Raw genomic sequence first — 10,497 nt, 5'->3', positions numbered from 1 at the left:
GGTCGAGAACTCTTATTTCACGACGTAGTTCGGGGCTTCGACGGTCATCTGAATGTCGTGCGGGTGGCTTTCCTTGAGGCCCGCGGTGGTCAGGCGGACGAACTTGCCCTTGGCCTTGAGGTCGTCGATGGTGGGAGCGCCGACATAGAACATCGACTGACGCAGACCACCGGTGAGCTGATGCGCGACCTGCTTGAGAGGTCCACGGTAGGCGACACGGCCCTCAATCCCCTCGGGGATGAGGTCCGTGTCGGTGTCGATATCGTCCTGGAAGTAGCGGTCCTTGGAGTAGGACTTGCCCTGACGTGGAGCCATGGCGCCCAGTGATCCCATGCCGCGGTAGGCCTTGTACTGCTTACCATTGATGAAGATGAGTTCGCCCGGCGATTCGCTGCAGCCGGCCAGCAAAGAGCCGAGCATCACGGTGTCGGCACCGGCGACCATGGCCTTGGCGATGTCACCCGAGTACTGCAGCCCACCATCGGCGATGACCGGAACACCGGCTGCGCGAGCCGCCTGAGCGGCCAAGTAGACGGCCGTGACCTGGGGGACGCCGACGCCTGCGACCACACGAGTGGTGCAGATCGAACCCGGTCCGACACCGACCTTGATGGCATCGGCTCCGGCATCGATGAGGGCCTGTGCGCCCTCCTTCGTGGCAACGTTTCCGCCGATGATCTGGACCTTGTCGAACGTCGGATCAGCCTTGATCTTCTTGATCATGTCGGTCACGCCGCGAGCATGTCCGTTGGCGGTGTCGACGACGAGAACGTCGACGCCAGCCTCGGCGAGAAGTGTCGCGCGTTCATAGGCATCGCCGTGGAATCCGACGGCCGCACCCACACGCAGACGCCCCTCGTCGTCCTTCGTGGCCAGCGGGTATTCCTCGGTCTTGACGAAGTCCTTGACAGTGATGAGGCCCTTGATGACGTCGTTCTCATCGACCAGGGGCAGCTTCTCGACCTTGTGCTCGGCCAGCAGCTCGAAGGCCTTCTCTGCAGAGACGCCGTCCGGGGCCGTGATCAACGGCATCCGGGTCATGGTCTCGGCCACGGTGCGGGTCGGGAATTCGCTGCGAGTGACGAAACGCAGGTCGCGGTTGGTCACGATGCCCAGCAGCACATTGTTCTCATCGACGACGGGCAGTCCGGAGATCCGGTACTTGCCGCAGATCTCGTCGAGTTCTTCCAGCGTCTTCTCGGGGGTGATCGTCAGCGGATCGTTGATCATCCCAGATTCGGAGCGCTTGACGTAGTCGACCTGCGCCGCCTGATCTTCCATCGACAGGTTGCGGTGGATGATGCCCAGTCCGCCGATACGGGCCATGGCGATGGCCATCCGCGATTCGGTCACGGTGTCCATGGCGGCCGAGACCAGGGGGATGTTGAGCTCGATCTCTCTGGTCAGACGTGTGGTAGTGGTGGCGTCAGAGGGGATGACATCGGTGTCACCGGGCAGGAGAAGGACATCGTCATACGTGAGCCCCGTCAATGAGAACGGATCGTTTGCGGCCTGTGTTTCCTGCTCGGGAATCCCCATGGGTACAGCCTTTCGACGCGGTGAGTACGGTGGCTCAATGCTATCGAAGACATACATCGCTTATCCAGCGTTTCAAATACCGAGCACTGTGAGACTGCCGACACCGGCACTCAGGAAAGTTCGCCGAGGTGGCTGTAACGTCGCGTAACCCGATCTCTCGCCGAGGTGGCCCTACTGTTCCGTCGTCAGCGGCCTTCGCCGACCGAGCGTGCCAGGTCGAGTGTCGAGGCTTCGGAGTCATCAAGGTGGATGCGCAGAAGGCCTTCGGCTCCATGTCGGTCCCCCGAGCGCATCTTCTCCAAGATGTCCCGGTGCGGGTTCGCCCAGTGGGAGTGGTATTTTCCGGGTTCCTTCGAGCGGGCGAATGTCGTTGAGAGGCGGGCCATGAGGTTGACGTAGAACTCGTCGAGCATAGGGGAGCCGAGCAGGCCGACGATGGCCTGGTGGAATGAAGCGGAGTGTTCCTGCGCGTCGGACCAGCTCTCATTGTTCGGAGCGTTCTCGGCCTTGACGACGGATGCTTCGACACGGTTCATCGCCTCGTCGGTGGCGTCCTGTGATTCTTGGACGGCTCGGATTTCGAAGACGCGTCGGGCCTGGTAGAGGTCTTTGAGTTCGTCGAGATCGAAGGTGCGGACGAAGAAGCCGCGGTTCGTCTCCTGAGTCAGCAGTCCGGCGTGACGGAGCAGGCTCAGGGATTCGCGTGCGGTGTTGCGCGAGACGTTGAATTCCTTCGCCAGCGCACCATCCCGGACCGGGCTGCCGGCAGGGTATTCGCCGGTCGTGATTCGGGACCGGACCAGGGCGACGATCGCCTCTGAGGTACATCCGGGTGCGTGTGGACTCATATCACCAGGCTACCGTGTCCCCGCCGTTCATGGGCAAAGTCACGCCTCCCCCAAGTTCAGTCTGGATTCGAAGCGCCGCGGGCGCTTGGTCAGCGGATCCTCGAACCCGATCGAAGCGGCCAGGAGCTGCAGCGGTGAGCTGAAATCGTAGGGGTCAGGAGAATTGTCGACGGGATAGACCGGGTCGCCGAGGATGGGCAGCCCGAGCGAGTTCATATGCACGCGCAGCTGGTGGGTCTTGCCCGTCAACGGTCGAAGTTCGTACTCGCGGACAGTCCCCGACTCGAACCCGACTTCGCGCTCGCGCAGCCGGTCGCGTTCACGCAGCAGGCTGATGTGACTGATTGCGTTGGGCTCGCCCTCGACTTCGAGAACCTGTCGGCCACCGCGAGGCTTGTACAGCCGCGATTCCTTGACGATGGGAAACTCCATGTCCTCGGGAGGCATCGGCGCCAGGGCACGATAGGTCTTATCGACCAACCGGTTTTGGAATAGGCTCTGATATCGGCCACGGGTCTCGGGGCGCTTCGACAGGATGAGCAGTCCGGCGGTGACACGGTCGAGACGGTGGATGGCCACGAGTTCGGGCTGGTTGAAATCCGTGCGAGCCCGGGTCACGACGCATTCGCGCACGAAGCGCCCGTTGGGAGTGCTCGCGAGGAAGTGCGGTTTGTCGATGACGAGCAGTTCCTCGTCTTCGAACACGACGGAGATCTCGAACGGAATGCGCTCTTCCGGCGGCACCGGGCGGTGGAAGAAGTAGAAGCCACCGGGCTCCACGGGATCGTCCCAGGTCACTGGTACTCCGACGCCATTGCGCATGTCTCCTGTGGTCAACAGGCTGCGACGGGCTTCGGGGGTAGCATCGGGGAACTCTTCCCCCAGCCACTGACCGATCGTGTCCGGGACCGGCAGATGGTTCTTGTCGTGCGTCGACTTTCCGCCGGGAGCGCGCAGCGAGGTCGCCGAGATTCCTTCGCGAGGCGGAAGCGGACTGCGGGGCATCGAATCAGTCTAGCTGTCGACGCGTTGTCGCACATGACCCCGATGTCGAGCATGGCCTGCGAAGACGTTCGTGGCCAACGATTCATTACACAGCCTCGCGTCTGCGAGAAATGCCGTGCGTATGCGAGAAATGCCGTGCGTATGCGAGCAATCAGGAGCGGACAGTTCTATGGTGGGAGACATGGACAATACCGAATTGACGGAAGAGTTCCTCCTCAACAAGGTCATCGCTCCAGTCGTTCTCGGCATGTTCGCCAACGACGAATGGGACGGCTACGGAATGAATCACGACCCGGCCGACTCACGAAAGTGGATCGTCAGGGTCGTCGCCAACTGGGAGACCGTCGACATCTCCCTCGAATACTCCGAGGGCATCGATTCGGTCGACGACCTCCAGCTGAAGCTCATCACCGAACTCCAAGCCTTCATCGACCGCTCGGAGTTCGGGCAGCGCCGCGACGAGGACTGGGCGCCCGACGAACACAACATTGCTCCTCCCAGCCTCAGACGTACCCCTCGTCCGAGCTTCCACGGACCGCCGGAGTGTGCGATGCGCATCCTCAGGATCCGCTCGCGCACCCTCCGCCTCGACCGGCGCCGCTGCCGATCCGCCCACCGCCGGGGCTGAGCCGACACACCTCAGCAGCCGACCCGGCCCAACCGCTGCCCAGCTTTGATGGTTGACTCAGGTCGATGGCTGACTCAGGCACGTTCGACGAGGAAGTCGATGTCGACGTCGCTGGGCAGGGCACCGTATTCCCGGCCCCGATTGGGACCCAGCCGTGCCGACGCGAACCCGGCGGCCACCTCGGTGGGGGCGGATTCGAAGAGGATCGTGGCCTGCATGAGCAGTGCCATCTTCTCCACCAGCACTCGTCCACTGCGCTGGACGCCTGCGAGCCTGGCAGGATCTCCGCTGGTCACAGCTTCGAGTGAACTTTGGAGGGAACCGGCGAGCGCCTCAAAGGCAGCATCGAAGTCCGGATGGCGGCCAAGCCCGGTTTCGAGGAAGCCGAGGAAGGCCTTCGCCGTCCGCGGCTCACGACCCAGGGCGCGCAGCACGTCGAGAACGATGACGTTGCCGGAGCCTTCCCACACGGCCATCACCGGCTGTTCACGGTACCGGCGGGCCAGCGGGAAGGCTTCGGTATACCCGTTTCCGCCCAGGCATTCGAGCGCTTCGTAGGCGTGCTCGGGTCCGCGTTTGCAGATCCAGTACTTGCCGACGGCTGTGGCCAATCGCCGGAAATCGGCCGCCTCCACGCTGTCATCGTCGTGGACGGAGGCCAGGTGCATGGCGGTGAAGGTGGCCGCTTCGGCTTCGAGCTGCAGATCGGCGATGACGGCGCGCATCAGCGGCGCTTCGATCAGCGTCGCCCCGAACGCGGCCCGTCCTCGAGCGTGCCAGGCGGCTTCTGCCACGGACTGGCGCATGCCCGCGGTGGAGCCGAGGATGCAGTCGAGCCGAGTTTGGGACACCATCTCGATGATCGTGCGCACGCCCTTGCCCGGCTGACCCAGCAGCCACCCGGCGGTGGATTCGAATTCGATCTCGGAGGAGGCGTTGGATTTGTTGCCCAGCTTGTCCTTGAGTCTCTGTATCCGCACCGTGTTGAGCTCGCCACCGGGCAGGATGCGCGGGACGATGAAGCAGCTCAGACCCTCCTCGAGGTGGGCGAGGACGAGGAAGGCATCGGACTGCGGGGCTGAGCAGAACCATTTGTGTCCGGTGATGAGGTAGCGGTCGCCGTCCTGGACCGCGCGCGTGGTGTTCGCACGTACGTCCGAGCCGCCCTGCTTCTCGGTCATCGCCATTCCGAAGGTGACCGCGCTCTTCTCAGCCGGGTCGATGCGCCTCGGGTCGTAGTCGTTCGCCGTGGCCTTCGGGACCCAGAAATCGGCCAAGGACGGGTCGGCCTGCAGCGACGGAATGACGGCATGAGTCATCGACACCGGGCAGGCGTGGCCGGGTTCGATCTGAGAGAACAGCATGAACCTGACGGCACGGTCCGCGCTCGCACCAGGTCCGGGATGGCTCCAGGCGTGTGAGTGCGCGCCGCTGCGCAGTGCTTCGCCGATGATGCGGTGATAGGCGGGATGGAATTCGATCGCATCGATGCGGTTGCCCCACTCATCGTGGGTCTTCAGCTCCGGTCCGTGTTCGTTGGCCAAGCGCGCATCATTGATGAAGTCGGCGCTGCCGACGAGTTCACCGATGCGTTCGAGCTCGGGTGTCGACGCATGTGGGGCGTAGGCCTCCACGGCCTCGACGAGGGCCGTGTTGAGACTGTATTCGTTGATGTCCCGCCGAGGTTTCGCCTGGTTGAACACCGTGTGCGTAGTGGATGCGGCGGCTGTGGCAGATGAGCCGGCTTGAGTCGCTGGTGCGTGGGTCATTGTTCTCCTATGGCGGTGCGCGCGAATGTGGACAGTGCGGTGATGAGTGATTCGACCTCGGAGGCGCTTGGAGGAGCCCGGTCTGGATCGAGAAGGTCAACGAGGTTCTCGGAGATGGATCCGACCACGGACCTGGCCACCACCTCGGCGGGGACATCGACGGTGTACCGGTGGGTCAAGCCTTCGGCGATCACGGCTACGTACCCGCGCCGCAGTGCTCGGCGCTCGATCTGCACTGTGTCGGGGACCTCCTCGAACAGGAGCGCGTGAGCGAGGGTGCGGCCGGCAACCGCGCGGCGGACGAAGACATCGACGACCGAGCTGACAACGTCCGCAGCATTCGTCGACGCGGCGACAGCTGCCTCGATCACGGCGAGTTCGTGGCCAGCGGCTCGAGCAAACACGATCCCCAGCAGCTCGTCGCGGTTGTCGTAGTAGGTGTAGATGAGGCCGGCACTGCACTCGGCCTTGCGTGCAACAGCGGCAATGCTCGCCGAGGCGAACCCGCCCGAGGCGATGACATGGTGGGTTGCGCGTTCGACCCGGGCCCGCCGCTGTTCGGCCTTGGCACGAGTTCTGGGAGTTTCGCGATAAGCCACGGCACCCCTTCCCCAAAGAAATGAATCATGGTTCAATTGTTGAAAGTATGGCATTCGTCACAAGGAGAAGCAATGAAGCTCGGTACTATGCTCGATTCCACCGTCCTGCGCGACCCGGATCACGAAGCTCTGGTCTATGGGGATGAGAGGTACACCTATGCCGAGCTTCGACACCACGCTCTCAAGGCGGCACGTGTGCTCGAGGACAACGGCATCGTGGCTGGTGACACCGTCGGAATCATGACGTTCAACGTACCCGGGTTCGTCTTCGCTGCCTTCGGCGCCTGGTATCTGGGAGCCATCGTCGTTCCGGTCAATCACAAGCTTCAGGCTCCTGAGGTCAAGTACACGATCGAGCATTCCGGTGCGAAGCTGGGAATCGTCAGCGCCGAGCTGGCCGAAACGGCGCGTGCGGGTGCCCCGGGCATCACCTGGTTGGAGACCGAATCCGCGGCGCCGGGCAGCTTCGACTCTCAGCTGGCGGCGGCCGAACCCGGCGAACCGGGTGATTTCACAGACGAACACGTGGCGCAGATCCTCTACACCTCGGGGACCACCAGCTCACCCAAGGGGTGCGTGCATTCGCACCGCAACATGTCCCAGGTCGCGACCCTGATCAACCTCAACATGGGTTATCGCAGCGACGACCGCTATCTCATCTGCATGCCGATCTGGCATTCGGCTCCGCTGAACATCAGCCTGCTCCCCACTATCCTCACCGGCGGCACGATCGTGCTCCAACGTGCGTTCCATCCGGTGGATTCGATGACGATCATCGCCGAGGAGAAGATCACCACCTTCTTCGGTCCGACCATCGCCTATGTTGCACCGGTGATGACGGCGAAGAAGCTCGGCCTCGACTTCGCAGACTATGACTTCTCCACCATCCGGCGTTGGAACTACGGCGGGTCCCCCATCGATCGGTCGACCGCGGCCATGCTCATCGAAGCCTATGGGACCGATCAGTTCTTCAACCTGTTCGGCATGAGCGAAATGGGACCCACCGGCTGCATGCTCAGGCCGGAGGACCAGTTGCGCAAGGCCGGTTCGGTCGGCCGAACGGCGATGGTCGGCAATGCGATGCGCGTCGTCAAGGCCGACGGCACAGAGGCCGGCCCCGGAGACACGGGCGAAATCTGGTTCACTGGTGATACCCGCATGCGCGAATATCTCAACAACCCCGAGGCGACGAGGGCCGCTTTCGAAGGCGACTGGTACAAGACCGGCGATATCGCAACGCTTGACGAGGACGGCTACCTCTTCATCGTCGACCGCAGCAAGGACGTCATGATCGTCGGCGGAGAGAACGTCTACTCCCTCGAGGTGGAGGAGGCGATCATCGCTCACGAGCGGGTTGCCGATGTCGCAGTGGTGGCGAAGCCGGATGCCGAGTGGGGCGATCGAATCGTCGCATTCATCACCACCGCCGATGGCCGGCCCTTCGACGTCGAGGAGCTGCGTGACTATCTGGCCGACAAGCTCGCGCGGTACAAGCTGCCGCGCGAGGTCATCATCACCGAAGAGCTCCCCCGCAACCCTTCAGGCAAACTGCTCAAGCACAAACTGCGCGCCGAGGTTGCTGCGGGTTGAGGTCGCGCCTCACACCGCTTCGAGGGCCTCGACAGGATTGACCGATGTCGCCGCGCGTGCGGGTCTGCGGCTGGCCACGGCGACGGCGAGGATCGAGCCGACCACCACGACGATCAGCACCCACCACGACAGCGACGGTCCGAAGAAGCCGGTGAGAGGCGCGATCACGGCGAGCGCACCGATCCAGCCGTAGAAGACTCCCAGGGGCAGAGCCACCACGCACCCGGTCACGCTCAGCTGCAGGCTCTCACTGAGGACCATGGTTCTGACTTGTCGCGGAGTCTGCCCCAGCGCCATGAGCAGTCCGATCTCCTGAGTCCTATGACGCACGGACAACATGAGGGCATTCGCGACGCCGATGACGGCGATGATGACCGAGAAGACCACCATGCCGAGGAAGAACATCATGGTCTGGTCCACCACTGTCAGGACCGCATCGCCGTCGGCTTCCAGGCCGCGGTGCCCCAGCATTTCCGCATACACCTCGAGCTGAGTCCGGAAGCTCGTCATGGCTGTTGCGAACATGACGATGAGGGTCACGCCGATGACGAGGCCGATGACGGTGCGCGCGCTTCGCGTGGGGTGGCGGGCGATGGTCTTCGCCGCCAGACGCGAGGAGGCAGTGCGACCGAGCAGCCGCCCGACCAGCGACTGCAGCGGTGGCAGGATCCACGGGTTGCCGATGATGAAGCCGAGGAAGGAGACCGCACCACCGATGGTGGCGATGGGCAGTCCGAGGGGAATTTGCATCACCACTCCGGCCGCTGCACCACCGAGGAGCAGCACGAGACCGACACCGAGGAGGACGATCGCTGTCGTGAGTGATCGTTTCGATGAACGAAGGTCCTCGGGGCCGTGTTCGACGGTCTGTGACGTCGCTTCGACCGGCGAGATTCCCGAGATCCGTCGTGCTCCGAGATAGGCCGCGTACCAGGTGACGAGGAGGGTGGCGACGGCGGGCAGAAACACCTCGACGTTCAGGAGGCCGGCGTCGTATCGGATCTGATCACCGAGGAGTGCGAGCGTCAGTCCCGCCAGTGCCGTCGAGACGAGAAGTGCTGCGATGACGCTGGGGACCGCGATGATCAGCCCTTCCAGTGCTGCGGATCGTCGCAGTCTCTTCGACGAGGCTCCGATGAGCCGCAGCAGTGCGAGCTGTCTGCCGCGACCGGCGATGATGATCGAGAAGGTGTTGGCGATGACGATGCTGGAGACGAAGAGGGCGATGACGAAGAAGGTGAGGCCGACGAGCGCGATGAGGATCCGCGCGGTCCCGGACTCGTCGATCACCTCGGCGGAGGTCATCCAGGCACTGAGGATTCCGATGCCCTGCATGATGGCGGTGCCGAACAGCCCGGCGATGAAGACGACGAGGAAGCTGGGAGCGAACTGGCGCGGATTCGCACGGATCTCGCGAAGCGGGTTCACGGTACCTCACCCCGGCTGGGCGCCGCTCCCTCGGAGTCGTAGTCAGAGTCGTAGTCGTAGTCAGAGTCGTAGTCGTAGTCGACGTCGAGTTCCAGCATCGAGCGGGCGATGACCTCGGTGCTGATCCCGTGATTGAGTTCGCTGACGGGTGTCCCATCGGCGATGAAGACCACTCGATTCGCATGGGCGGCGACGACCGGGTCATGGGTGACGAGGACGATCGTCTGGCCGAGGTCCCTGACGGCCTCGGCCATGAGCCGCATGACCTCTCGGCCCGAGCGTGCGTCGAGGTTGCCGGTCGGTTCATCGGCGAAGAGGATATCGGGACGTGTCGCCAGAGCCCGCGCGATCGCCGTTCTCTGCTGCTGACCGCCCGAGATCTCGTTGGGTCTGTGGCTCATTCTGTCGGCGATCCCGAGTCGTTTGACGATGCTGTCGATCCAGGAGCGTTCGTCGGCCGTCGGCTTCCTGTCATCGAGTTCGAAGGGCAGAAGGATGTTCTCCCTGACGGTCAGCGTCGGCACGAGGTTGAATGCCTGGAACACGAAGCCGATCCGTCGCCGCCTCAACGCGGTCAGCGCCTCATCGTTCAGTGCCGTGATCTCGCGTTCGCCGATGAACACTTGGCCCGTGCTCGGTCGGTCGAGGCCGGCGAGCACGTGCATGAGGGTGGACTTGCCGGAGCCGGAGGGCCCCATCACCGCTGTCAGCGCTCCGGCATCGATGTCGAGGGTGACCCGGCCCAGAGCGGCAATCGTGGCCGTCTTCGAGTCGTAGACCTTCGACACATCGCGGAGTCGGGCGATGGGTTCAAGCGATCTCGGACTGGCATCATCGGAGGCAGTCGTCACATTTTCACCTGCCTGTCAGTTGGGAACGAGGGCCATTCACTTCAAGGGAAGGCTGTCCATTTCAGGCTACGGCGACACTGGCTCAGGGGGCATTGCGGAAATGCCCCCTGCGAGGACGAAGCTGCCCTCTCGTCTCGGACGGGAAAACCCGAACACACTGGCCGCGTGAGGGCTCACGAAGTCTCATGAAGGCGAGGCCTCACGCCGCCTCACGAAGTCGAGGGCTCGACGAAGTCGCCC

General features: G+C 63.4%; 9 protein-coding genes. 2 read left to right on the top strand and 7 right to left on the bottom strand.

The window, feature by feature from the left end; all coding sequences use genetic code 11:
• Positions 1–12: 12 nt before the first annotated feature.
• From guaB to INT40_RS15235, 3 genes are all read right to left on the bottom strand, one after another.
• Positions 13–1,539, bottom strand: a complete 1,527-nt coding sequence (guaB, locus tag INT40_RS15245) for an IMP dehydrogenase (protein ID WP_101574169.1) — start codon at positions 1,537–1,539, stop codon at positions 13–15.
• A gap of 185 nt (positions 1,540–1,724) precedes the next feature.
• Positions 1,725–2,387, bottom strand: a complete 663-nt coding sequence (locus tag INT40_RS15240) for a GntR family transcriptional regulator (RefSeq protein ID WP_101574170.1) — start codon at positions 2,385–2,387, stop codon at positions 1,725–1,727.
• A 39-nt stretch (positions 2,388–2,426) separates the two neighbouring features.
• Positions 2,427–3,392 carry a pseudouridine synthase gene (locus INT40_RS15235; RefSeq protein WP_193072997.1) on the bottom strand — a complete coding sequence of 322 codons (966 nt, stop codon included), beginning with the start codon at positions 3,390–3,392 and terminating at the stop codon, positions 2,427–2,429.
• Between the two features lie 181 nt (positions 3,393–3,573).
• On the opposite strand from INT40_RS15235, the gene INT40_RS15230 reads away from it, so the two are divergent.
• On the top strand, positions 3,574–4,020 hold the full coding sequence (locus INT40_RS15230) for a hypothetical protein (RefSeq protein ID WP_193072995.1): 447 nt from the start codon (positions 3,574–3,576) through the stop codon (positions 4,018–4,020).
• Between the two features lie 74 nt (positions 4,021–4,094).
• Here the strand turns inward: INT40_RS15230 and INT40_RS15225 are convergent, their stop codons facing one another.
• Together INT40_RS15225 and INT40_RS15220 are read right to left on the bottom strand one after the other, a co-directional pair.
• Positions 4,095–5,789, bottom strand: coding sequence for an acyl-CoA dehydrogenase family protein (locus INT40_RS15225; RefSeq protein ID WP_193096433.1), 1,695 nt, complete (start codon positions 5,787–5,789; stop codon positions 4,095–4,097).
• Complete coding sequence (locus INT40_RS15220) at positions 5,786–6,388, bottom strand: TetR family transcriptional regulator (RefSeq protein ID WP_193096432.1); 603 nt, start codon at positions 6,386–6,388, stop codon at positions 5,786–5,788. Before INT40_RS15220 ends, INT40_RS15225 begins: the two co-directional genes overlap by 4 nt.
• 72 nt (positions 6,389–6,460) lie before the next feature.
• On the opposite strand from INT40_RS15220, the gene INT40_RS15215 reads away from it, so the two are divergent.
• Positions 6,461–7,978: a class I adenylate-forming enzyme family protein gene (locus INT40_RS15215; protein WP_193096431.1), complete on the top strand. Its 1,518-nt coding sequence runs from the start codon at positions 6,461–6,463 to the stop codon at positions 7,976–7,978.
• A 9-nt stretch (positions 7,979–7,987) separates the two neighbouring features.
• On the opposite strand, the gene INT40_RS15210 is transcribed toward INT40_RS15215, so the two are convergent.
• Together INT40_RS15210 and INT40_RS15205 are read right to left on the bottom strand one after the other, a co-directional pair.
• Entirely contained in the window at positions 7,988–9,406 is a 1,419-nt protein-coding gene (locus INT40_RS15210; protein WP_193096430.1) for an ABC transporter permease, read from the bottom strand.
• Entirely contained in the window at positions 9,403–10,257 is an 855-nt protein-coding gene (locus INT40_RS15205) for an ABC transporter ATP-binding protein (protein WP_193096429.1), read from the bottom strand. The genes INT40_RS15210 and INT40_RS15205 overlap by 4 nt, the downstream gene beginning before the upstream one ends.
• Positions 10,258–10,497 lie beyond the last annotated feature (240 nt).

The organism is Brevibacterium sp. FME17 (assembly GCF_014897515.1).
Lineage (GTDB): Bacteria > Actinomycetota > Actinomycetes > Actinomycetales > Brevibacteriaceae > Brevibacterium.
Note: the sequence above shows the minus strand (reverse complement) of the source record. Positions and strands in the feature narration are given on the sequence as shown.

What these genes read in the sequence shown, in the direction of transcription:
- INT40_RS15240 (WP_101574170.1), bottom strand. Translation starts at nt 2,387, where the DNA reads ATGAGTCCACACGCACCCGGATGTACCTCAGAGGCGATCGTCGCCCTG.
- INT40_RS15215 (WP_193096431.1), top strand. Translation starts at nt 6,461, where the DNA reads ATGAAGCTCGGTACTATGCTCGATTCCACCGTCCTGCGCGACCCGGAT.
- INT40_RS15225 (WP_193096433.1), bottom strand. Translation starts at nt 5,789, where the DNA reads ATGACCCACGCACCAGCGACTCAAGCCGGCTCATCTGCCACAGCCGCC.
- guaB (WP_101574169.1), bottom strand. Translation starts at nt 1,539, where the DNA reads ATGGGGATTCCCGAGCAGGAAACACAGGCCGCAAACGATCCGTTCTCA.
- INT40_RS15230 (WP_193072995.1), top strand. Translation starts at nt 3,574, where the DNA reads ATGGACAATACCGAATTGACGGAAGAGTTCCTCCTCAACAAGGTCATC.
- INT40_RS15235 (WP_193072997.1), bottom strand. Translation starts at nt 3,392, where the DNA reads ATGCCCCGCAGTCCGCTTCCGCCTCGCGAAGGAATCTCGGCGACCTCG.